Origin of the sequence: Lichenicoccus roseus (assembly GCF_005844085.1) — a bacterium.
GTDB classification, from domain to species: domain Bacteria; phylum Pseudomonadota; class Alphaproteobacteria; order Acetobacterales; family Acetobacteraceae; genus Lichenicoccus; species Lichenicoccus roseus.
This window is the reverse complement of record NZ_VCDI01000017.1, coordinates 1-22923: the sequence shown is the minus strand read 5'-3', so window position 1 is coordinate 22923 and position 22923 is coordinate 1. Positions and strand designations below refer to the sequence as shown.

Sequence of the window (22923 nt, the reverse complement as noted above, 5' to 3'; positions counted from 1 at the left end):
AAGGAATACGCCATCCTCGAGCTGCTGGTGCTGCGCAAGGGCATGGTGCTCACCAAGGACGCCTTCCTCAACCACCTGTATGGCGGCCTCGACGAGCCGGAGATGAAGATCATCGACGTCTTCGTCTGCAAGCTGCGCAAGAAGCTGCAGGCCGCCGGCGCCGGCAACCTGATCAGCACGATCTGGGGGCGCGGCTACATGTTGCGCGACGAGGACGCGCGTATCGGGGCGGGCGAAATGCCGGCAACCAGGCCTGTGGTGGCGCTACTGGAGGTCCTGTCGGCAGCCTGAGCGCGAGGCCCGGCCTAGACCGTGAACTGCTCGACGATGATCCGCTCGGACAGGCTCTGGTCAGGGTCGAACAGCACGGTCGTCTTGATGCTGCGGTCCTCGCTGACTGCTACCGAGGCGACGTCGCGAACTTCGGTGAAGTCCGCCACCGCCGCGACCGGGCGCTTGTCGTTCTCGAGGATGTGGAATTCCACATCCGCCGAGCTCGGCAGCAGGGCGCCGCGCCATCGCCGCGGCCGGAACGCGCTGATCGGCGTCAGCGGCAGCAGGTTGGCGGAGAGCGGGACGATCGGACCGTGCGCGGAGAGGTTGTATGCGGTGGAGCCGGCCGGGGTCGAGACCAGGATACCGTCGCAGACCAGCTCCGGCAGGCGTATGCGTCCATCGACCTGGATGCGGACCTTTGCAGCCTGCCGGGTCTGTCGGAACAGGAACACGTCGTTCAGGGCCAGGGCCTCTTCGACCAGGCCCGACTGGGTGACGGCGTGCATGCGCAGCGGATGCAGCACGGCGCCCTGCGAGCGCACCAGACGGTCCGGCAGATCGTCCTCGACCAGCGGGTTCATCAGGAAGCCGACCGAGCCGCAATTGATGCCATAGACCGGAGTGCCGGCGAGCAGCACCGTGTGCAGCGTCTCCAGCATGAAGCCGTCACCACCCAGACAGACCACGACCTCGGCTTCCGCCACGGGAACGTTGCCATACCGCTCGGTGAAGCGCCGTAGGTATTCGGTCGCCATTTCATTGTTGGCCGCCACGAAGGCGATGCGCTTGAGCACCGTACCGGCCGGCCAGAAGGCATTGCCCTGCGCCTCGGCAATGCCGACCTCGGCAGCGGTCGCCCGACGGTCCAGCTCCGTAAGCAGAGCGTCTTCGCCCTGCGGCGAGCACTCCATCAGGCCAGCCGCCGGTGGTCCAGCACCGGGATGCCGGCGCGGACCTGCGCGGTCCGGTCGGAGTGCAGCGTGCCGGTCGCCCAGCCAGGGCCGTTGGCGGCCTGGGCGACAACCGTCCCCCAGGGGTCGATCACCATCGAATGCCCGAAGGTGGAGCGTACCGCGCCATTGGCATCGACATGAGTGCCGCAGGTGGCGGATGCGGCGAGCCAGCATTGGGTCTCGATCGCCCGCGCCCGCAGCAACGTCTCCCAATGCGCGGCACCGGTCTCCGCGGTGAAGGCGGCCGGGAGGATGATGAGTTCGGCACCCTCCCGGCGCAGACTCAGGAAGAGCTCACCGAAACGCAGATCGTAGCAGATGGCGAGGCCTGCTCGGATGCTGCCGAGCAGCACCGTCACCACCGCCTCGCCGGGGGCGTAGGTGTCGCTCTCCCGATAGCTCTCGCCATTGGGCGTCACGACGTCGAACAGATGGATCTTGCGGTAGCGGGCGAGTTCGCTGCCGTCCGGGCCGAAAACCAGGCTGGTATTGCTGATGCGGTCCCCGGTGCGCTCGCCGATCGACCCCGCGTGCAGTGTGATCCGGTTGTCGCCGGCCAACGCCTGCATTGCGCCGTAGGCCTCGCCGGCCGCTCTGCCGCGCTGCGGGTCCGGCAGATCCTCGGCCGCCTCGCGCTTCACCGCCGCCGTGCCGCCCAGGCAGCTCCACATCTCCGGAAGTACTACCAGATCTGGGCGATCGGCTTCGACCGCAGCCCGTATCAGCCGGCTGGCCTCGGCGATGTTCCGCCGCTTGTCACTGCCCGGCGACATCTGGATGACGCTGATACGCAAGCAGGACTCTCCAACAAGAGGCTCGCCAGGACCGGACCGAAACCTACAACCGGACCCGCCTTCCGATCCGTCAGAACCGCGTTGGATCAGGCTCCCGTAGGATCATCTGCAGGAGTTCGTCCGGAACCGGCTCACGTAGCGTCCTCTCATACAGGCGCTGCAGGTCCGACTGCAACCAGTCCTCGAACAGTGAGGGCTCCCGGTCCGGCAAATAGGTGCAGTTGGACGAACTATTCATGACATGATGAAAGCGTTCCGAACGGGCGGAAGGTTGCATCCTCCATGCTCGCGGGAAACCTGACCTTATTCTAGCAGCGCAAAACGGCTCCAAGCCCGCGGACGTCGCACGCGGCTGCGCTGTTCGGGAACCGGGTGAGCAGCGGCGTCTGCCGGCGGATCGCATCCCGCACCGAAGGATCGCGGCGGATGATCCCGGCAAGCGGTGGCGTGCGCCCGAGGAAGTTGGCGCAGGCACGCGAGAGGGTGGTGTAGGTCTTCTGCCCGCTCACGACGCTGGCCGCCTGGTTCACGACGATGCGGGCGTCGGACCCGACCAGGTCGGCGCCATGCATGATCTGGCGATCGCGGGCATGAAGCTTCAGGACAGCATAGGCGTCGGTCAGCGCCGTAGGCTCGTCAGTTGTCACAACAAGCAGGGTATCCGCCCAGGCGGCCAACCGTCGCGTCGTGCGATCGATCCCGGCGCCGAGGTCGAGCAGGATGGTGTCGTAGCCCCTCAGACCACGCAGCGCCGAGAGCATGCCGTCGAGATCCGGCACCGACAGGCCGGACAACACCGGAGTACCGGACCGGCCGGGCAGGATGCCGAAGCCTCCGGATGCGGCCGCAGCCTCGCCGCCGCCGAAGGCTACGATCGCGCGCGCCAGCGGTACCCGCTTCGACGCGACATCCGAGAGGTCATACTCGGGAACGAAGCCGAGCTGGATGTCAACGTTCGCGAGGCCGAAGTCGCCGTCGAACAACAGCACCCGGTGTCCGGCCATGGCGAGCGATTGCGCCAACGTGATCGACAGCCACGTCTTGCCGACGCCGCCCTTCCCGGAAGCAATGGCAGTCACCAGGCCGGCCGGTCCGCCGCCATCGGCCTCGACCTGGGCCGCGTCGTCTCGGATCATCGCCTGGACATCCTCAGTTGCGCTGCGTGTTGCGGCGCTGGGCCGCGATGTGAAGCGGCAGGGCGGCATGCACCAGCACACGGGACGGCTCGGCCGGACTGGCCGCCTGGATCGCCGGACCCGTTCCAGTGATCGGTTGGGCGCCCTTGGCAAGCCGGTCGGCAAGGAAGGCCGCTGTCATCTGCACCAGTCCGTCGGCGGCGGAACTGCTGATCCCGGCTTCCGCCATCGGAATGCCGGCAATCGCAGAAGCGCAGAGTATGCCGCCGAGGCGGCGCGAGACATCGGTGCGAGTGGCGACCAGGGCGATCGCTCCGAGGGCGGCATGCAGGGCAGCGATGTCCTGGGCCTCGTTGGGGTCGAGTCCGCAGGGCAGCACCAGGGCCATGCTGGCGCCCGAAGCTGCCAGAAGGGCCTGCAGGTCTGCCGCCTGTTGCGGATCGCCGGGATCCAGGCCAGGGGCATCGATCAGGACCGGCTGCCCCGGCTCCCGGCGTTCGAGCGCACGGGCCAGGATCTTCGGCGTCGCGGCGGCGACGAGGGTCAACCCGAGCAGGCGGGTGAAGGCAGCAAGCTGCTCGACCGCGCCTGCACGCTGGCCGTCTGCGGTTATGACGAGAGGCGGCTGACCGGCGAGGACGAGCCTGGTCGCCAGCCGCGCCACGCTCAGTGTCTTGCCGCCACCGGCGGGACCGGCCAGCAGAAGCGGGGAGTCGTGGCGACCGAGTGGCAGCGTCGTGAAGCGGAACACCCGGGCGCATTGGGCGGCCAGCGGCCCGCCGCCAATCGCGGCTGCGAGGCTGGGAGCGAGGCCATGCCAGGCGAAGGCGACGGCAAGGCGCGGATCGAGAGCCCTGCCGGGGGGCGGTGCGGCCGCACGGTGTTGTCGGGGCGGCGGTACTCGGACCGGGCCGGGATCGAACGGCTCGAGGTCGTGCAGGCCCGACGAGGGCGCTGCGTGCTGTCGCAAGGCGGGCGCCTCGTCGGTCTCGAGTGCTGCGGTCACCTCGACCATGCCGTCCCGGCTGCGGTCCGACAGGATCAGCGCCTCCGGTCCCAGCTCGGACCGGATCTGCGACATGGCCGCGGCCAACGTCGCCGCACGGAAGATCCTGACCCGCACGCTCTCAGGCCCCGGTCAGGATGGCAGCCGACATTGCGACGGCCATCAGATGGTGCTCACGGTACGGATCCGGGCGCGCGGCGAGATCTCGGCCTGCGACAGCACCGCCGTCGCCGGCCTCAACCGCTCGATGATGGCGCGCATCGGGGCGCGCAGTGATGAATTGACCAGGATCACCGGTTGCTCGCCGGTTGCGGCGGCACCGTCCAGCGCGGTCCGCAGCCGGGCGATGAAGTCGTTCAGCCGGCTCGGCGCCATCGCCAGCTGCCGATCCTCGGGGGGGCCGACCAGGCTGTCGAGGAAGGCGCTCTCCCATTCCGGGCCCAGCGTGACCAGTGGAATGTAGCCGGCCGGCCCGACATGGGCCTCGCTGATCTGCCGGCCGAGACGCATGCGCACGTGCCCGGTAATCAGCGGCACCGCCCGCAAGCCTGCGCCGCACGCCTCCTGCACGCCCTCCAGGATGGTCGGAAGATCGCGGATGGACACTTTTTCCGCGAGCAGTGCCTGCAGCACGCGCTGTATCGCGCCGGTGGAGATCTGCGACGGGATCAGGTCGGCGACCAGCTTCTGCTGCTCGCGTGGCAGCTCGTCGAGCAGCTTCTGGGTTTCCGAGTACGACAGCAACTCGGCCATCGTCTCGCGCAGCACCTCGGTGAGGTGCGTGCTCAGAACGCTGGCTGGATCGACCACGGTGCAGCCACGAAACATTGCCTCCTCGCGGGTCGAGATCTCGATCCAGAGGGCTGGCAATCCGAACGCCGGCTCGGTGGTGCGCTCGCCAGGGAGATCCGGCACGCCGCCCTTCGGGTGCATCACCAGTAGCCGGGTAGGCCGCAGCTCGCCACGGCCGGCCTCGATCTCCTTGATCCGGATCGAATAGCTTTCGGCGCCGAGCTGCACGTTGTCCTGGATGCGGACCGGTGGCAGGACGAAACCCATCTCGAGGGCGATGGTGCGGCGGATCGCCTTGATCTGCTCGGTCAGGCGTGGATTGTCGCCTCCGGCCAGGGGCAACAGCCCGTAGCCCAGCTCCAGGCGGATCATGTCGATGCGCATCACATCGGTGATCGGTGGTTCGGCTGGGGCATGCGTGACGATCGACGCCGCCGCCTCCTCGTCAGGCGGCCTCAGCGGATGCCGGTGGCGCATCCAGGCCGCCCCACCCGCCAGCCCGCCGATTGCGAGGAACGGCAGCGCCGGCAGGCCGGGCATCACCGCGAGCACGAATGCCGCCCCGGCGGCCAGCGCCATCGGCTTTGGATTGCCGCCAAGCTGACGCATCAGCGCGACGTCGGCCGCTCCCTCGGTGCCGCCCTTGGTGACGACGATGCCGGAGGCGGTCGAGACCAGCAGGGCGGGGATCTGCGACACCAGCCCGTCACCGACAGTGAGGGTGGTGAAGGTCGCGGCGGCATCCGAGAACGCCATGCCGTGCCGGATCAGGCCGATCGCCAGGCCGCCGATGATGTTGATGACCGTTATCAGCAGGCTGGCAATGGCGTCGCCCCGTACGAACTTCGCAGCACCATCCATGGCGCCGTAGAAGCCGCTTTCTTCCTCCAGTTCGCGCCGGCGAACCCTGGCGACCTTCTCGGTGATCGCGCCGGCGGACAGTTCGGAGTCGATCGCCATCTGCTTGCCGGGCATCGCGTCGAGGCTGAAGCGTGCCGCAACCTCGGCGATGCGTCCGGAACCCTTGGTGATGACCATGAAGTTCACCACCAGCAGAATGCTGAACAGGATCAGGCCGATGACGACATCGCCACCCATCAGGAAGCCGCCGAACGCCGCCACGACGTGACCCGCGGCCAGCGGTCCCTCGTGGCCGTGGCTGAGGATCAGGCGTGTCGTGGCAACATCGAGCGAAAGTCGAAGCAGCGTGGTGAGCAGCAGCAATGTCGGGAACGAGGTGAAATCGAGCGGCCGCTTCAGGAACAGAGCCACCATCAGCACGAGCACCGAGATCGTGACGGACAGCGCGAGACCGACATCGAGAATGATGGTCGGCAGCGGCAGCACCAGCACCGACAGCAGCGCGACCACGCCAAGTGCGAGGCCGACGTCGCTGCCCGGCACGTACTTGCGGATCGTCGTGCCCAAGCCGAGCAGATCGAGCAGGCCGCCTGACGTGGCGGATCTTGCTCCGGATCCCGCGGGCGGCGCCAGCAGTGTCTCGCTCATGGTTCAGGCGGCCCAGTGCCCGGCTTGCGGCGGCGGCACCGGCAGGCCCTGCTCCACGTAATCGCGCAGCTTGTTGCGCAGCGCCCGGATCGAGATCCCGAGCATTGTCGCGGCATGGGTCCGGTTGCCCAGCGTATGGTTCAGGGTCTCGATGATGAGCGCCTGCTCCACATCCTCCATGCGCCGCCCGACCAGGCTGCAGACCGCGTGATCGCCGCCGATCGCCGGAGCCGTCTCGGCGACCGGAACCGGCGCCTGTGCCGGCGTCGTCGGTTCGGAAGGCATCTCCAGGATCGCCGCACTGATCGTCGCACCTTCCGCCAGCAGAACGGCGCGATGCATGAGATTTTCGAGTTCCCGCACATTTCCAGGCCAGTCGTGACGCAGCAGCCTGGCGCCGGCGTCGTCGGAGAGCTGCCGGTACGGCAGCCCATTCACATCTGCATAGTGCCGGGCGTAATGCTCGGCCAACGGCACGATGTCCTCCCGGCGATCACGTAGCGGCGGCAGCGTCAGGCCGATCACGTTGAGCCTGAAATAGAGGTCGCTGCGGAACCTGCCGGCTGCCGCCTCCGCCGCGAGGTCCCGGTTGGTGGTCGCGAGGATGCGCACATCGAGCTTGACGGGTACGGAGCCACCCAGCCGGTCGATCTCGCGTTCCTGGATCGCGCGCAGCAGCTTCGCCTGCAGCCGGACGTCCATCTCGCTGATCTCGTCGAGGAGAAGGGTGCCCTGCTGCGCAGCCTCGAACTTGCCGATCCGGCGCGCCACTGCACCACTGAAAGCCCCCTTCTCATGACCGAACAGTTCGGACTCCAGGAGATGATCCGGGATGGCGGCGCAATTCACGGCGATGAAGGGACCGGTCGAGCGCATCGACCGCCGGTGTATGTGCCGCGCGATCACCTCCTTGCCGGTCCCGGATTCACCACTGATCAGCACAGACGCCTGCGCACGGGCAACCTGCTCGGCCCGGCGCAGCGTCGCCAGCATGACAGGATCGCGCGCGATCATGGCGTGGCTCTCGCCGGCCGCCGCCGCGAGCATGGCCGCGATCAGCTCCGGGTCGGGCGGTAGCGGCAGAAAGTCCTGCGCGCCGTCCCGGACCGCCTGCAGTGCCTGTTCGGAATCACGTTCCAGCCCGCAGGCGACAACCGAGACGACAATTCGCTCATGCGCGAGCGAACGCACGAGAGCGGCGATATCGTGATGCAGCTCGCACAGCACCAGCTGCACCCCGGCATTGCCGCGCAGGATGACCAGTGCGGTCCTGATATCGTCGGCCTGCTCGAGCCGCGCGCCCCTGGCGACGGCGATCTTCGCCGCCTTGCCGAGTTCGCCCGCCAGGGAGCCGATGATCAGGACGCGCATCTTCACAGACCCCGATCGGCCTTGACGATCTCGGTCATGGTCACGCCAAGACGGTTGTCCGCCACCATCACGACCTCGCCACGCGCAACCAGGCGGTTGTTGACGTAGATATCGATCGCCTCGCCAATCTTGCGGTCCAGCTCGACGACGGCGCCGCGCCCCAGCTTGAGAAGCTGGCTGACCTGCATCGTTGCCTTTCCGAGGACGGCGCTCACCGTGACCGGGATATCGTAGACGGCGCCGAGATCATGGGCGTTGCGTACCATGGTGGGATCCTGCACGACCCCGGGCTCGGAGAGTTCAGTGAGATCGAGTTCATTGGTCATCGTTCATCTCCACGAGTTCGGTCGTTTCGGGAACCAGCAAGGACAGTACGGCATCGCGTATGGCGGCGCCGATGGACGCGGTGTCGCGCAGAGCGCAGCCGTTCTGCCAGGTCACCGCGATGTCGCCGGCCGCGAAGGTGGCCGACTCGATCCAGGTCACGTCGGTGCCGGCGTCCAGCAGCAGGGTCGCGACCTGCTCCTGCAAGGCCGGACGCATGGCGGGGTGCAGCCGGATGCTGAGCGACGGGACTTGGCGCAGCGGAGGCAGCACGCGACGCATCAGCGCCTGCAATTCGGCTGCAGCGTGCCGCCGGCACAAATCCGGCACCGCAGCCGCGAGCAGGGACAGGGTGGTGCCGGCCAGCGCATGCAGAGCTTTGTCGACAGCCGCCGCCGCCTGTTGCTGCGTCTCTGCGACCTGCCCGGCCAGCTCCGTCAGCGCGGCACCGCTTCGAGCCGCATTTGCGGCCGCCGCCTCGGTGCGCTCGAGCTGGCGCCCCTCCTCTCGCGCCCGGACCGTCGCGGCGTGCAGCTCCGCAACGCTGTATGTCGGGATGATGACCTCCGGCTCCGGAACCGGGGCGGTCCGCCCCGTGGACCTCGCCACCTGGGCGGGAGGTGCGTCGAAATCCTCGGCATAGAGGACACCGGAGACGGCAGCGGACGCGTGATGGGTGCGTTGCATCCTAGAGCACCATCTGCTCGTCTTTGCTATCCGAGATCTCTATTTCACCGCTCTGCGCGAGCTCCTTGGCGAGTGCGACGATGGCTCCCTGCGCTTCATCGACATCACGCAGGCGTATCGGGCCAAGCGATGCGATCTCGTCGCGCAGCAGCTTGCCGGCACGTTCCGAAAGCGTGGACAGGAAGAGATTGCGGATGAGTTCCGAGGCGCCTTTCAGGGCGGTCGGCAGCTTGCTCTTCTCGACTACCCGCATCAGCTTGCCGATCGCCTCCGGTGGCAGGCGGCCAAGGTCGTCGAAGGTGAACATCAGCGACTTGACGCGCTCCGCGGTATCGCGGCTGCGTTCCTCGAGTGCCGACATGAACCGCCCCTCGACCTGGCGATCTAGGTTGTTGAAGATGTCGGCAACCAGCTCGTGGCTGTCCCGGCGGGTGCTGCGGGCCAGGTTGGACATGAACTCGGAGCGCAGGGTCTTTTCCACGCTGTCCAGGACATCGCGCTGGACGCTCTCCATGCGCAGCATACGCATGATGACTTCCATTGCGAAACCATCCGGCAGCAGTCCGAGGACACGGGCGGCGTGGTCGGACCGGACCTTGCTCAGGACCACGGCGACGGTCTGCGGATACTCGTTCTTGAGGTAGTTTGCGAGCACGGCCTCGTTGACGTTGCCGAGCTTGTCCCACATCGTACGGCCGGCGGGGCCGCGTATCTCCTCCATGATCTGGGAGGCGCGTTCGCGCGACAGCGACTTCATCAGCAGTCGTTCGGTGCTGTCGTAGCTGCCGATCAGCATGCCGGTGCTGCCGAGGCTGGATGAGAAATCCGAGCACAGTTTCTCGACCGTTTCGGCCGACACGTTGCCCAGTTGCGTCATCGCGAACGAAATCTCCTTGATCTCGTCCTCGTGCATCATCTCGAACAGCTTGGCGCACTGTTCCTCACCGAGCGCCAGCATGAAGACGGCGGCCTTCTCGGCGCCATTCATCGATGTGACGTTGCGTGCCGTCGCCATCAGCCGGTCTCCCGCTCATGGCCAAGCCAGCTACGCACGATCGAGAGGCTCTCCTCCGGATGCGCGCCGACGAGCTCGACGATCTGCCGGATAGAAGATGCTTTCAGGCGCCCGCTGATATTGGCTATGCTGATCAACCCGTCCTCCCCATCGACGGTGTCCGGGGCAGCCAGCAGGGCTTGGCCGCCTGATGCTCGCGCCGCCCCGAGAACGGCCCCCCCAGGACTGCCGACAAACGCGACGTCACCGGGGATGGCGCTCTGCCCGTCCGGCATGAGTGTCGTGGTTACGCTGGTGAGGCGCAGCACCGTCGGCCGCACTACGAACAGCAGGGCAAGCAGGACGAACAGGCCCAGCAGACCGTTCTGGCCCAGGCGCATGACGTCGTCGCGGGAGAGGTGCAGGCCCAGGAAGCCGGGAGCGTCAGAGGGCAAGCCCCCCGTGTCGGGAAGCGTGAACTGCATGCTGACGACGCTGACGCTGTCGCCCCGCTTGGGATCGAAGCCGATGGCGCTCTTCACCAGTGTCGAGATCTGGTCGAGCTCGGCCTGGCTCCGTGCCTTCCAGGCGAACTTGCCGTTGGCTCCGGGCGAATTGATCCCATCGACCATCACCGCAAGGCTGACACGGGCAATGCGCGGCTGGTCCTGCACCAGCGTGCGGACCGTCTTGCCGATCTCGTAGTTGTTGGTCTCGTCCTGCTTCTCCTCGGCGCTGCCGGTCTGCGCCTGGCCGGCATTGGCGTTGGGCAGGTTGTTCTGCACCGAGGTGGTGGCGTCTGCCTCGGTATTGTGGCTCTTGTCCGAAGTGGTCTGCTGAGAGCGCAGCACCTGCTGATCGGGATTGTAGCTCTCCTGTGTCTCGTGGATCTGGTCGAGATCCATCGTCACAGCTGCCTCGGCGCGCACATGCTCGGCGCCGAGCGACGGCTCGAGCATTTCCTCCACGGCATGTGCAAGCCGGATCTCGGTCGCCTGGCGCAACTCGTCGACGTTGCGTGCGACGCCTAGCGCCCCGGTCGGCTGGCCGGCCCGGGCCAGGACGTTGCCGCGGCTGTCGATGATCGCGATGTTGGCGACCTTGAGCCCCGGGACCGCCGCCGAGACCAGGTTTACGACCGCCTGCACGGCCTCCGGGTCGAGCCGGTTCGAGCCGGTCATCGATAGCAGAACGCTCGCCTGCGCAGGCTGCTCCTCGCTGGCGAAGGGCTCGCGATGCGGCAGCACAAGATGGACCCGCGCCGCGCGGATGCCGGTGATCAACCGGATTGATCGGGCTAGTTCGCCTTCCAGCGCACGGGTCTGGTTGATGGTCTGCTCGAACTGTGTCGCGGTCAGGCTGTCGCCGCGATCGAAGATCTCGTAACCCACCGAGCCGCCTGACGGCAGGCCGCTCTTGGCCAGCAACAGGCGGGCCGCGGCCACCTGATCCGCCGGCACCATGATGCGGTCGTCCTGGCCGCCGAGTTCGTGCTGGATGTGCGCCTTGTCGAGAGCGTCGGCGATCTGTCCCGCTTCACGCATGTCGAGGTCACCGTACAACAGCGCCATGTGCGGCGTTCCACCGCCATGCGTGGCAAGCACTGCCAGCATCGCCAGCATCGCCAGGGCCACCGCACCCATGGCCGCGAGCCGAGCCGGGCCCAGCGCGCCAAGTCCTGCGAGCAGGGCCTTCACGCTCGGTCCGATCCGGACGATGCGGCTGGGGTGAGCTGGACCATATCCTCGCTTCCGTTATGCGGCCGAGGCCGAGAAAGCGATGATGAAGCCTCGGGCTTACTGAATAGTTAAGTCATAGGCACATTGTGCCGGGCGCCGGGTTATCTTGCGCCAGGTGCCTTTCAAGCAGAGGTGCCGATGCCGGTGACGGTGTTCATGTCGACGCTTTCGGTGCCCATGTTGAGCATCACGTCACCGCTTGCAGCCTTCGAGACCGAGGTAATGGTTCCCTTGACGCTGAAGGGGACCGCAAGCGGATTGCCGGCTGCATCCTGGGTCTCCACTGCGACGCCGTATGCTCCGTCGGGCATCATGTTGCCTGAGTTGTCCTTGCCGTCCCAGGTCCAGCTGTTGCTGCCGGCGGACGAGGTTTCCTGCACGGAGCGGACGAGATTACCGGAAGCGTCGGTAACCGCGATGGCGACCGGCTCGGCATTCGTCGTGTTGAACTTGATGTTGCCGATACCGGACTGCAACGGCATCTGGGCCGAGGTCGCGCTGGCCTGCTGTCCGACCAGGCTGCTGCCGCTCACCACCTGCCCACTCTGGGTGATGGATATGAGCTGGTTAAGGTTGGTGTTGGTGTTGACCTGCTGCTGCACGCCGGCGAACGTCGCGATCTCGCTGGTGAACTGGTCCGCGTCCGTGGGAGAGCTCGGATCCTGGTTCTGCAGCTGCGTCGTCAGCATTGTCAGGAAGGAGTTAAAATTGTCGGCGATCGACGACAGTGCACTCGACGAGGATGATGCACTGGCGGCGCTGGCGTTCGAGCTGGCTGCCAGGGCGTTGGTCTTGGCGGCCTGCGATGCGGCCGAAAGCAGGCTGGTCGGGTTCGAGATACTGCCACTCATGGCCTTGGTCCTTCGCGGTGGGGTAGTGGTCGATCGTGTCAGGCGGTGATGTTGAGGCCTGCCGTCATCCAGCGCCTGCCGACGGTATCCGCTCCGGCCGCGAGACTCCCGGCGGTGGCGGATGGCGGCCCGGCATAGGCGCTGCCGGTCGTGTTCTGGCGTGACTGCCTTTGCTGCGGATCGCCGCCACCGCTGCGGCTGTCCGGAGCGGCGCCCCGATCGTCGGTGGTCGATCCCGGTTGCGGCGAGCCCGACAGGCTGAACGAGACGATGCGGTGGGTCGCCGGCACGTTGGCAGCATCCAGCGCCGCATGCAGGTGATGGGCATTCAGCGCAAGCTGTTGCAAAGTCTCGGCGCGGTCGGCGGTCACCGTTAGGCTGGCGGTACCATCCTGGGCCCGGACGAGATGCACCTGTACCTCACCGAGGTCGCGCGGGTTGAGTGAGACCGTGAGGGTGCTGGCGCCGTTCCTTTCGATTGCCAGTGCGACCAGGGCTGGCGCCACCTGCCGGACCTCCGGAGGGGCTGCGGACGCCATCCCCGGCGCCGTGGCGATACCGGCCGACGACACGATGCCGGGGTCGGGCTGTGAGACCGGGGCGGCCTGGGAGATCAGGGAAGAGGCCAGGCTGGCAAGATCGGCCTCGGCTCCCGGACCCGGAGGCGCGGTAGCCCGCAGGTCAGTCGACGCTGCAACGGCTGAAGCGGCAGCGACGATGTCCGCCCCGGTGGTCGGCGCGCCGTTCTGTGGTTGCGGGGATGGCGCTTCGTGCGATGTCGGCCCGATGGCGTGGGTGCCCGTCCCCCGGCTCCCGACGCCATTGAAATGCGCGGCCGATGTGGGCGGTTGTGCCCCAAGGGATGGTGGGGGTGTGACCGGGAGGGCGACCGTGACCGGAACAGCTTGCTCCGTTGCAGTGGGAGGGGCCGGCGTGACGGGGCTAGCCGCATTGTCATGTCCCGATGGCGAAGGCTTGCGGCCCGGCGTCGCGGTGGCGACCTGATGCGCCGCAACGACACCAGGCACGGGGGGTGGGGGTATCACCGACACCCTCGTCACCGTCCCAATACCGGCTCGGTCAGCGGCTGTCACAGCCTCGGCGGGAGGCGTGGTCGCGACCAGCAGCTCCGAGGCATCGGCGCCAAAGCCGGATGGATGAGCGCTGGCGCGCGACGAAGCCGGTGACATCTCAGGCTTGGCCACAGGTTCTGCGTCGGCGCTCCGCCGTGCATGAGTGATCGCACTGGTTGGAAGCGCACACGCGCTCGCTCCTGTTGCCGGCCCTGCGGCGGAGGCTAGTGTCGACTGATTAACAACCAGTAAAGCGGCGGGATCACTTGCGTGGAGTGCGGTGGCGAATGCTGCGCCTGCATCGGTGGGCGGTGCGGATACGTTCGAAACGCCCACCGGGGACAAAGCCGCGGAAACCATAAAGGAGGAGGGGATATTATTCATTGCGATACTACAACATGCAAGTCGTGCGCCAAGGCCTTTCCTAGCCTGCAAAGCGGTTTCCGGCGTGCTCCCCGGCAGGATCAGCCCGGCAGGACTTGCCGCTCGGCAGTTACGCGTCAGCCGCCGGGAGCCGCATCTGGCCGTATACCGTCATAGAAGGCTGGCACGGTTCATGCTGATGGACACCCAGGATGAGCGATCGGCAACTGGTCCAACGACTCCGGTCAAGCTTTCGATCCGCTCGCAGCAAGGAAACGCGTCATGTCGATCTTCAGTGCAATGGACACCGCGGTCAGCGGACTGACCGCGCAATCAGTTGCTTTCAGCAACATCAGCAACAACATCTCGAACAGCCAGACGGTCGGCTACAAGTCCACCGATACCAGCTTTGCGGACTACGTCGAAGCATCCAGCGCCACCGCTGGACAATCGAGCTCCGTAATCGCGACGACGCAATACGCCAACCAGGCCCAGGGCACCATCACGGCGAGCAGCGCCAACGGTGCGCTGGCGATCAACGGCTCCGGGTTCTTCGCGGTCAACGAGATCAGCGGGACCTCCACGACGACAGCGCCCGCTTTAAGCGCCACGCAGTATTACACTCGCTCGGGAGACTTCAAAACCGATAACAACGGCTATCTGGTCAACAGCGCGGGCGAATATCTCGATGGCTATGCCGTAAGCTCGACCGGTGGGACCAGTACCACCGCCAGCACGTTGTCGCCGATCAATATCAACAACATCACCTATTCGCCGACGGCGACGGCGAACGTCACTGTGGCGGCAACCTTGCCAACCGCCAGCGCGACCGCAACGCTTCCGGCTGCGGCGGTCACCTCCACGATCACCGCCTATGACGCCAACGGCATCGCCAAGCCGCTGACGATGACGTGGCAACAAACCGGGGCGGCGGACAGCACGGTCACGCCGGCCACCGGTGGCACCTACTCGTTGAGCGTCACCGGCACCGCCACGACCTTGCCGACCGCGCAGATCGTGTTCAACGCCGACGGGACCATCCAGTCCTTTGCACCGGATGTCACCAATCCTGGCGCCACCGCCAGCCCGTCGAGCTACAATATCGGCCCGGTCGGCTCCGATACGACATCGATCTCGCTCAATCTCGGCACCTTGAATTCCGGCGCAGGCACCAACATGGCGACCGCCACGACCACCGCCTTCAACTCCGGTGCCCCGACGCAGGACGGCACCTCGGCGGGAAAGTTCAGCTCGTTCTCGATGGAAACGGACGGCTCGGTCGTTGCCACTTTCGATAATGGACAATCGCAGGTGTTCGCCAAGGTGCCGCTCGCCATGTTCGCCAACGCCGACGGCCTCAAGACGCAGGACGGCCAGGCCTATACCGCGACCTCCACGTCCGGTGCCGCCAACCTGCAGCTCGCCGGGCAGAACGGCGCCGGAAGCTTCGAGACCAAGTCTGTCGAGGCCTCGACGAGCAGCCTCGACACTGACCTCACCAAGCTGATCGTCGCGCAGCAGGCCTATGCCGCCAGCGCGAAGGTCGTCACCACCGCGAACGACATGCTGCAGACAGCGCTGGGCATGAAGCAGTAGCGCCTTAATCCGTCCTTAACCGATGCCGGTGCAGGATAATGGCGGGAGGCAGGCCGGTTCCCGTGGATGAGATTTCGGACGCATGAGCCTCAGCACTTCCCTGTCGATTGCATCAAGCGGCCTCCAGGCGGTGCAGTATCAGCTCGCGGTATCCTCACAGAACGTATCGAATGCGAGCACGCCTGGCTACGTGACGGAGATCGCCAACGTCGTATCGCGTGATGCCGGGGGAGCTGCGAGCGGGGTGGTGATCCAGCCGACGACGATTGCCATCAACAGCGCTCTGCAGGGCAGCCTGTACACCGAGAATGCCGCCGTCGCCGGGCTCGGCGTGACGGTGAATGCATTGTCCGCAGTCAGCGCTGCCCAAGGTTCGACAACCGACGCAACCAACAGCAACACGCTGACCAGCATGGTTGGCGCGCTGCAGGACGCCTTCACGACGCTCGACAACGACCCCTCCAGCTCGGTGCAGCAGCAGACCGTCGTCGACAGCGCAACCACGCTGGCTCAGGGCATCAACAGCCTTTCCACCACCTACCAGGATCAGCGTCAGGCGGCGCAGGCCGCGATCCCGGCCACGCTTGGCGAGATCAACGGCGCCCTTACAACGATCGGTACCCTGTCGGGGCAGATCATGGGCCTACAAGCCAACGGGAGTGATACTGCCGACCTGCAGAACCAGCGGTTGGCAGCTATGACGACCCTGTCCGCGTCGCTCGGGGTGGTGTTTACGCCAACCTCGACGGGGGACATGCTGGTGAGCACCAGCAGTGGCCTTGCGCTGCCGACCCGGCCCACCGGTGGTCCGCTGCAGAGCGCAGGCGCCGCGCCGATTACCGCAAGCAGTGCCTACGGCGCTTCGACAGCCGCGTCCGCCGCGGACGCGATCCCGCCGATCACCCTGAACGGGCTGGACGTGACGGCCTCGCTGACCGGCGGCACGCTGGGCGCCAATCTTGTCCTGCGCGACAGCACGCTCCCGACAATGCAAGGAGAGCTTGACGCCTTCGCCACGACACTGGCCAGCCGGTTCAGCGCGTCCGGCCTCAACCTGTTCACCAGCGCGGGGGGCTGGTCGCCCGACCCCAACGCGACTGCCGATCCGACTCAGGCACCTGCAACAACTGCGTGGGACAGCAGCCTGGTGACCGTTCCACAGACCATCCCGCTGCCGGCCAACGGCGAACTCGGATTTTCCGCCGGGATCCAGGTAAATCCGCTGGTCAAGTCAACGCCGTCACTGGTGCGAGACGGGCAGGATAGCGCCGTGACGGGGGCGGCGAGCTTCACCGCCAATCCGGCCACCGGTCCGACCGGGTTTAGCGGCCTGATCGACGGGATCTTGACCAGTGCCTTCGGAACCAGCGGTCTCGCCGGAACCAGCCAGCCTGCCTCCAGCACAGCCGGCCTCGGCGCCACCGGGGCCTTGTCAGCGCCCTATTCCGGGACCGGCAACCTCAGTTCGCTGGCGACCACGCTGACCAGCAGTCAGGCGCAGACCATAGGCCTCGCGACCAGCCAGAAAAGCACCGCGACCGACATGCAGACAACGTTGCAGGCAGCGCTGACCTCGAGCTCGAGCGTGTCGGTGGATGACGAGATGTCCAAGATCGTCGCCCTGCAGAACGCCTACGAGGCCAACGCCAAGGTGGTATCCAGCGTGCAGTCGATGTTCTCGGCGCTGCTGGCGGCCATCGTGCCTGGCTAGTTCAAGGAGAGCAGGTCATGTCTGGCGCCATCGGCAACGGTTTCGGCATGATGCCGACGCTCATGCGCACGATCGACAAGCTCAGCACACAGAACGATGCGCTGACCTCGGAGCTCAGCACCGGGATCAAGTCGGACAGCTTCGCGGGCCTTGGCGTAGACAGCAGCGCCGCCATCGGCCTGCAACCGCAACTCGGCGCCATCGCCGCCTGGCAAACCAACATCTCAGTCAGTCAGACCAAGCTGGCAGTGACGCAGAACGCCCTGACCAGCATCAACAACATGGCGACCGACATGCAGACGGCGCTGACCGGTCTGCAATCGGTATCCTCGCCGGCGGCGGTCGCCGCGCTGTCGAGCACGGCCGCGACCGACCTTACCGAGCTGACCTCACTCCTCAACACCCAGAGCGCCGGCCGCTATGTCTTTGCCGGCGCTGCCTCCGACCAGGCGCCGGTGAGTGGGACGGACCTCAACCAGAGCAGCCTGGTCACCGGTATCGCAGGTACCGTGGCGACGGTCGGCGATGCGGGTGCTGCGTCAGTCGAGGCCACCACCCTGGCGGCAGCGGGCACGACGGCGTCGGGCGATCCGTTCTCGGCCGAGCTCTCTGTGCCTCCCTCGACCGCTGCCGGCCTGGTCCCCCAGCTGCAGGTCGGGTCGGGTCTTGCGCTGCCCGCCGGCATGGTTGCCACCCAGGGCACCGACATTTCGGCCGCCGCCGGGCCGACAGGCGTGGGGGCGACCAGCACCGGCTCGTCCATACGCGACCTGATCCGTGTGCTCGCCACCGTCAAGGGGCTTGCGGGCGCCGACAGCACCACCGACCAGTTCAAGACCCTGCTGACGGACACCGCAAACCTGATGCCGGCCGTCACCGCGGGTCTGGCCAACCTGTCCGGCAGCCTCGGCGGACAGCAGACCATGCTGACCAACCAGTCAACTGGCCTGTCAGATATGAGCGACGCGCTCAACACCCAGATCAATACTGTCATGGATGCCGATACGGCGACGGTCCGTACGCAACAGGTCGCGCTGCAGAATCAGCTGACAGCGAGCTACAACCTCATCGCGGACGAGAAGACGCTGTCGCTTGCAGACTACATCTGACGTGTACACCGCCCATTAAAGCCTTTCTGCGATCATGCTTTACGCAATGTGCAGGAGGCTGCGCGCTGCCGGCAGAAGGACGGAACACGGCATGGCGAACTTGGTGCTGGAGCTCAAACCCGGCGAGATGATGGTGATCAACGGCGCCGCGATCCGGTTCAGGACGCGAAGCCGGCTGGAGTTGCTGACCCGCGCGCGGTTCCTGTTCGGCAAGCAGATCATGTCGACGGTCGATGCAAGCAGCGCATTACGGCGGATCTATTGCGCTCTGCAGACGGCCTACGTAGGCGGCGAAAGCGAGCGGCTGCCGGCATTGGCGCAGGCGCGCGGTCTCATTGTCGACATGCTAGAGGCGACGCCATCCGAGGCAAAGCTGACGCTGCTGCGGCGTCTGGAGCGGCATGCCGAGACCGACGAGCTCTACGCAGCCCTGAAGCTCACGCGGGATCTGATCGATCGCGAGGAGGTTGAGCAACCGGCCGACGGCGACGAGGATCCGACGCCCGGGACGCGTCTCTGAGCCGGCCCGGCAATCGACAGCTGGGCAGATTTGCCGGAAGCTGGCTCGGTCATGACGTCTTACGCAACCCTTCTTCCCGGCGATCCCGCACCCTGGTTCCGCCAGCGCTGCACGACCGCCCATGGCACCTACACATTCGACATGGCCGCCGGTCGGCACGTGGTGCTGTTCTTCTTCCGGTCCAGCATCGAGCCGCAGACGGAAGCCGACCTGACGGCCTTGAAGATGGCACGCAGCGTGTTCGACGGCCGCAAGGCGGTTGTCTTCGGGGTCAGCGCGGACCCCGCGGACGAGGCGGAGCGGCGGGTCTCGGAAGATCTGCCCGGCCTGCGGTTCTTCTGGGACGGTGACGGGTTGGCCGGGCGCCTATACGGCGCGCGACGGCTGGACGGCGACGAAGCCGCTGGCATGCGGCCCTGCTGGGTGGTGCTCGATCCTATGCTGCGTGTGCTTGGCCATATCGAGCAGGCGCCGGGCCGGGCGGAGCAGGTCATCGCAGCAGTCGTGCGCCTGACCGAGCAGCCGGCAGACGCCGATGCCCCGGCGCCGGTACTCTCGTTGCCGGGCCTGTTCGAGCCGGAGTTCTGCCAGCGGCTGATCGCCTATTATGCCGCGAGCGAGACCGTGGACTCCGGCGTCTTCACCGAGAGCGAAGTCGGGCAGTCGAAAGCGGTCTCCGATCCGGGGTTCAAGCGGCGTCGGGACTGCACGCTTCGGGACGCTCATCTGGTGGCGCAGGTGCAGGCGCGCATCGTCCGGCGCGCGGTTCCGGAGATCCGCAAGGTCTTCCAGTTCGAGGCCTCCCGGCTCGATCGGCTTATCCTGGCCTGCTACGACGCCGCCGACCGAGGTCGTTTCGGGCCGCATCGGGACAACACCGTGGCGGCCACTGCGCATCGACGCTTCGCCATATCGATCAACCTCAACGACGATTACGATGGCGGCGGGCTAAGCTTCCCGGAATTCGGATCGCGTCAGTATCGGCCTCCGTTGGGAGGCGCGCTGATCTTTTCCTGTTCGCTGATGCATGCGGTTACGCCGGTGCTGCGGGGCCAACGCTATGCCTGCCTGCCCTTCGCCTACGATGACGCTGCCGAGACGCTGAAGCAGGCCAACCGGGCGATCATCCGGCAGGCAACGCCACGCGTCTGACGTCTATTCCAGGCGTTCCGGCAACCTTGCCGGGGCGTGGTCCGAACACCATTTCGTAGAAGTCTGGGTACCCGGACGCGTCGCCGTGACAGGGACGCCGTCCATGTCCCGGCTTATTCCGCCGGCCACCAGCCATCGAGGGGGTGACCGGAAGCAGCCTGATCGAAAGGGGCAACACGATGGACATAGAGAAATTCACCGAGCGGTCACGCGGCTTCCTGCAGGCCGCCCAGACGATCGCGATACGAGACTTTCATCAGCGACTGACGCCGGAGCATCTGCTCAAGGCGCTGCTCGACGATGAGCAGGGCGCGGCAGCGGCGCTGATCAAGGCGGCGGGCGGCGATCCGGCAGCGGCCAAGACAGCCGTGGAAGTCGAGCTCGCGCGCCAGCCGAAGGTGCAGGGCGGCGGCGCTGGTCAGCCGCAGGCGACGCCGGATCTGGTGCGGGTGCTGGATAATGCGCAGAGCAGTGCAGGCAAGGCGGGCGACAGCTTTGTCGCACAGGATCGTCTCCTGGTCGCGCTGGCAGCTTCCGATGGACCGGCGGCAAACGCGCTTCGGCAGGCGAATGCTCCGGCGCAGGCGCTCGAGCGTGCGGTCGAGGAGATCCGCAAGGGCCGCAAGGTGACCAGCGAGAATGCCGAGGCCGGTTTCGACGCCTTGAAGAAATACGCCCGCGACGTGACAGAGGTGGCCCGTAACGGCAAGCTTGATCCGGTGATCGGACGCGACGAGGAGATCCGCCGCGCCATCCAGGTACTGGCACGTCGCACGAAGAACAATCCGGTGCTGATCGGCGAGCCCGGCGTCGGCAAGACCGCCATCGTCGAAGGGCTGGCGCTGCGCATCGTCAATGGTGATGTGCCGGAGGCGCTGAAGGGCAAGCGTCTGCTGGCTCTGGATCTCGGCGCGCTCGTGGCCGGCGCCAAGTTCCGCGGCGAGTTCGAGGAGCGACTGAAGGCGGTTTTGAAGGAGATCGAGACCGCCAATGGCGAAGTGATCCTGTTCATCGACGAGATGCATACCCTGGTCGGGGCCGGCCGGGCCGATGGCGCGATGGACGCCTCCAACCTGCTCAAGCCGGAGCTCGCGCGCGGCACCTTGCACTGCATCGGCGCAACGACGCTCGACGAGTACCGGAAATACATCGAGAAGGACGCCGCCCTGGCGCGCCGCTTCCAGCCGGTGTTCGTCGGCGAGCCCTCGGTCGCAGACACCATCTCCATCCTGCGCGGCATCAAGGAGAAGTACGAGCTGCATCACGGCGTGCGCATCACCGATGGCGCGCTGGTCGCGGCAGCAACGCTGTCCAATCGCTACATCACGGACCGGTACCTGCCCGACAAGGCGATCGACCTCATGGACGAGGCCGGCAGCCGGCTACGCATGCAGGTGGACAGCAAGCCGGAGGCGCTCGACGAGCTCGACCGCAGGCTGATCCAGCTGAAGATCGAGCGCGAGGCGCTGAAGCGGGAGGACGACGCCGCATCGCGGGAACGGCTCGGCAAGCTTGAGAGCGAAGTCGCCTCTCTCGAGGAGCGCTCAGACGCGATGAGCGCCACCTGGCACAGCGAGAAGGAGCGCGTGAACACCACCCAGAAGCTCAAGGAGCGGCTGGATGCGGCGCGGTCCGAGGTCGAGATCGCCCAGCGGCGCGGCGATCTCGGGCGAGCTTCCGAACTGATGTACGGCGTCATACCGGCCTTGGAAAGTGAGATCGCCGCGACCGACGCCGGCAAGGACAACGCGCAGCTGGTCAACGAGGCGGTCACCGAGGAGTCGATTGCTTCGGTCGTGTCGCGCTGGACCGGCGTGCCGGTGGAACGGATGCTCGAGGGCGAGCGCGCCAAGCTGGTGCGCATGGAGGACGAACTGCGCAAGCGCGTGGTTGGCCAGGAGGATGCGCTGAAGGCGGTGGCGCATGCTGTGCGGCGGGCACGGGCCGGGCTGCAGGACCCGCACCGGCCGATCGGTTCCTTCCTGTTCCTTGGCCCGACCGGGGTCGGCAAGACAGAGCTGACCAAGGCACTGGCGCAGTTCCTGTTCGACGACGAGCGAGCATTGCTGCGTGTCGACATGAGCGAGTTCATGGAGAAGCATGCGGTGTCGCGTCTGATCGGTGCGCCACCAGGTTATGTCGGCTATGAGGAGGGTGGAGTACTGACCGAGGCGGTTCGGCGCCGGCCGTACCAGGTAATCTTGTTCGATGAGGTCGAGAAGGCGCACCCGGACGTCTTCAACGTGCTGCTGCAGGTGCTCGATGACGGACGCCTTACCGACGGCCAGGGGCGGACGGTCGATTTCCGCAACACCATCATCGTACTGACCAGCAACCTCGGCAGCGACATCCTGGCCCAGCAGCCGGAGGGCGAGCCTGCTGTTCTGGTGCAGGCGCAGGTGATGCGGGTGGTGCGGGAGCACTTTCGGCCGGAGTTCCTGAACCGCCTGGACGAGATCATTCTGTTCCGGCGTCTGCAGAAGTCGGACATGGCGCGGATCGTCGACATCCAGTTGAAGCATCTGCTGGCGCTGTTGGAGGATCGCAAGATCAACTTGGTGCTCGATCAGCCGGCGCAGGATTGGCTGGCGGAGGCGGGTTACGACCCGGTCTATGGGGCACGTCCGCTGAAGCGCGTCATCCAGCGTAGCCTGCAGAACCAGCTTGCCGGGCTGATCCTGGAAGGCAAGGTGCATGATGGCGAGACCATCCATGTCGGCGCTATCAGGGATGGCCTGATCATAGGCGATGCGGTGGTCGAGCGAGCGGCCTGACGCGTTAGGCATGTGTCAAACGCATGACAGCCCGGGATCGGAAGGTACGGGCTGTCATCGCGTTGACATGCGCCGGATGACGACGTAGAAGCCGCTTCATCGAACGGCGCAGGGCGCTGAGCGGTATGTTCCTTGAAAGTAGAATAGGCTGAGGAAGGGATATGTTGGCGGCGTCTTAGCTGCTGTGTCTGGT

The 22923-nt window shown here is 66.3% G+C and carries 19 protein-coding genes; 7 read left to right on the top strand and 12 right to left on the bottom strand.

What is annotated here, in order from left to right:
• A partial coding sequence (locus tag FE263_RS21745; RefSeq protein WP_240760062.1) for a winged helix-turn-helix domain-containing protein occupies positions 1-291 on the top strand: 291 nt, incomplete at its 5' end.
• Between the two features lie 14 nt (positions 292-305).
• Here FE263_RS21745 and FE263_RS21740 read toward each other — a convergent pair.
• The 12 genes from FE263_RS21740 to fliK form a co-directional block, all read right to left on the bottom strand.
• On the bottom strand, positions 306-1112 hold the full coding sequence (locus FE263_RS21740; RefSeq protein WP_408886236.1) for an NAD kinase: 807 nt from the start codon (positions 1110-1112) through the stop codon (positions 306-308).
• 74 nt (positions 1113-1186) lie between these two features.
• Positions 1187-2023: a carbon-nitrogen hydrolase family protein gene (locus FE263_RS21735; RefSeq protein ID WP_138328145.1), complete on the bottom strand. Its 837-nt coding sequence runs from the start codon at positions 2021-2023 to the stop codon at positions 1187-1189.
• A gap of 308 nt (positions 2024-2331) precedes the next feature.
• Positions 2332-3159, bottom strand: a complete 828-nt coding sequence (locus tag FE263_RS21730; protein WP_138328144.1) for a nucleotide-binding protein — start codon at positions 3157-3159, stop codon at positions 2332-2334.
• A gap of 13 nt (positions 3160-3172) precedes the next feature.
• Positions 3173-4240, bottom strand: coding sequence for a flagellar biosynthesis protein FlhF (locus FE263_RS21725; RefSeq protein WP_138328143.1), 1068 nt, complete (start codon positions 4238-4240; stop codon positions 3173-3175).
• A gap of 87 nt (positions 4241-4327) precedes the next feature.
• Positions 4328-6466: a flagellar biosynthesis protein FlhA gene (gene flhA / locus FE263_RS21720; protein WP_138328142.1), complete on the bottom strand. Its 2139-nt coding sequence runs from the start codon at positions 6464-6466 to the stop codon at positions 4328-4330.
• A gap of 3 nt (positions 6467-6469) precedes the next feature.
• Positions 6470-7837: a sigma-54 interaction domain-containing protein gene (locus FE263_RS21715; RefSeq protein ID WP_138328141.1), complete on the bottom strand. Its 1368-nt coding sequence runs from the start codon at positions 7835-7837 to the stop codon at positions 6470-6472.
• A 2-nt stretch (positions 7838-7839) separates the two neighbouring features.
• Complete coding sequence (gene fliN / locus FE263_RS21710; protein ID WP_240760066.1) at positions 7840-8103, bottom strand: flagellar motor switch protein FliN; 264 nt, start codon at positions 8101-8103, stop codon at positions 7840-7842.
• Between the two features lie 49 nt (positions 8104-8152).
• Positions 8153-8848 (bottom strand): FliH/SctL family protein, encoded by a 696-nt coding sequence (locus tag FE263_RS21705; protein WP_138328139.1) that lies wholly within the window; start codon positions 8846-8848, stop codon positions 8153-8155.
• 1 nt (position 8849) lies between these two features.
• Positions 8850-9863, bottom strand: coding sequence for a flagellar motor switch protein FliG (locus FE263_RS21700; RefSeq protein ID WP_138328138.1), 1014 nt, complete (start codon positions 9861-9863; stop codon positions 8850-8852).
• Positions 9863-11539 (bottom strand): flagellar basal-body MS-ring/collar protein FliF, encoded by a 1677-nt coding sequence (gene fliF, locus FE263_RS21695; RefSeq protein WP_138328137.1) that lies wholly within the window; start codon positions 11537-11539, stop codon positions 9863-9865. The genes FE263_RS21700 and fliF overlap by 1 nt, the downstream gene beginning before the upstream one ends.
• A gap of 164 nt (positions 11540-11703) precedes the next feature.
• Positions 11704-12432, bottom strand: a complete 729-nt coding sequence (locus tag FE263_RS21690) for a flagellar hook assembly protein FlgD (protein WP_138328136.1) — start codon at positions 12430-12432, stop codon at positions 11704-11706.
• 38 nt (positions 12433-12470) lie between these two features.
• Positions 12471-12938, bottom strand: a complete 468-nt coding sequence (gene fliK, locus FE263_RS22340; protein WP_171034285.1) for a flagellar hook-length control protein FliK — start codon at positions 12936-12938, stop codon at positions 12471-12473.
• A 1212-nt stretch (positions 12939-14150) separates the two neighbouring features.
• Between fliK and flgE the strand changes: the two genes are divergently transcribed.
• The 6 genes from flgE (at position 14151) to clpB (ending at position 22730) form a co-directional block, all read left to right on the top strand.
• Positions 14151-15464 (top strand): flagellar hook protein FlgE, encoded by a 1314-nt coding sequence (flgE, locus tag FE263_RS21680; RefSeq protein ID WP_138328134.1) that lies wholly within the window; start codon positions 14151-14153, stop codon positions 15462-15464.
• Positions 15465-15546: 82 nt separating this feature from the next.
• Complete coding sequence (locus FE263_RS21675; RefSeq protein ID WP_138328133.1) at positions 15547-17175, top strand: flagellar hook-associated protein FlgK; 1629 nt, start codon at positions 15547-15549, stop codon at positions 17173-17175.
• A gap of 17 nt (positions 17176-17192) precedes the next feature.
• Positions 17193-18284 (top strand): flagellin, encoded by a 1092-nt coding sequence (locus tag FE263_RS21670; protein WP_138328132.1) that lies wholly within the window; start codon positions 17193-17195, stop codon positions 18282-18284.
• A 103-nt stretch (positions 18285-18387) separates the two neighbouring features.
• Positions 18388-18804 carry a flagellar biosynthesis repressor FlbT gene (locus FE263_RS21665; RefSeq protein WP_408886234.1) on the top strand — a complete coding sequence of 139 codons (417 nt, stop codon included), beginning with the start codon at positions 18388-18390 and terminating at the stop codon, positions 18802-18804.
• 51 nt (positions 18805-18855) lie between these two features.
• A complete protein-coding gene (locus FE263_RS21660; protein WP_138328130.1) occupies positions 18856-19956 on the top strand; it encodes a redoxin domain-containing protein in 1101 nt (366 codons plus the stop codon).
• Positions 19957-20135: 179 nt separating this feature from the next.
• A complete protein-coding gene (clpB, locus tag FE263_RS21655; protein ID WP_138328129.1) occupies positions 20136-22730 on the top strand; it encodes an ATP-dependent chaperone ClpB in 2595 nt (864 codons plus the stop codon).
• The last annotated feature ends 193 nt before the right edge of the window (positions 22731-22923 follow it).

Excerpts from the sequence above, each read along its gene's own strand:
- FE263_RS21730 (WP_138328144.1), bottom strand. The coding sequence starts at position 3,159 with ATGATCCGAGACGACGCGGCCCAGGTCGAGGCCGATGGCGGCGGACCG.
- FE263_RS21725 (WP_138328143.1), bottom strand. The coding sequence starts at position 4,240 with ATGTCGCAGATCCGGTCCGAGCTGGGACCGGAGGCGCTGATCCTGTCG.
- flhA (WP_138328142.1), bottom strand. The coding sequence starts at position 6,466 with ATGAGCGAGACACTGCTGGCGCCGCCCGCGGGATCCGGAGCAAGATCC.
- FE263_RS21715 (WP_138328141.1), bottom strand. The coding sequence starts at position 7,837 with ATGCGCGTCCTGATCATCGGCTCCCTGGCGGGCGAACTCGGCAAGGCG.
- fliN (WP_240760066.1), bottom strand. The coding sequence starts at position 8,103 with ATGGTACGCAACGCCCATGATCTCGGCGCCGTCTACGATATCCCGGTC.
- FE263_RS21705 (WP_138328139.1), bottom strand. The coding sequence starts at position 8,848 with ATGCAACGCACCCATCACGCGTCCGCTGCCGTCTCCGGTGTCCTCTAT.
- FE263_RS21700 (WP_138328138.1), bottom strand. The coding sequence starts at position 9,863 with ATGGCGACGGCACGCAACGTCACATCGATGAATGGCGCCGAGAAGGCC.
- FE263_RS21690 (WP_138328136.1), bottom strand. The coding sequence starts at position 12,432 with ATGAGTGGCAGTATCTCGAACCCGACCAGCCTGCTTTCGGCCGCATCG.
- flgE (WP_138328134.1), top strand. The coding sequence starts at position 14,151 with ATGTCGATCTTCAGTGCAATGGACACCGCGGTCAGCGGACTGACCGCG.
- FE263_RS21675 (WP_138328133.1), top strand. The coding sequence starts at position 15,547 with ATGAGCCTCAGCACTTCCCTGTCGATTGCATCAAGCGGCCTCCAGGCG.
- FE263_RS21670 (WP_138328132.1), top strand. The coding sequence starts at position 17,193 with ATGTCTGGCGCCATCGGCAACGGTTTCGGCATGATGCCGACGCTCATG.
- FE263_RS21660 (WP_138328130.1), top strand. The coding sequence starts at position 18,856 with ATGACGTCTTACGCAACCCTTCTTCCCGGCGATCCCGCACCCTGGTTC.
- clpB (WP_138328129.1), top strand. The coding sequence starts at position 20,136 with ATGGACATAGAGAAATTCACCGAGCGGTCACGCGGCTTCCTGCAGGCC.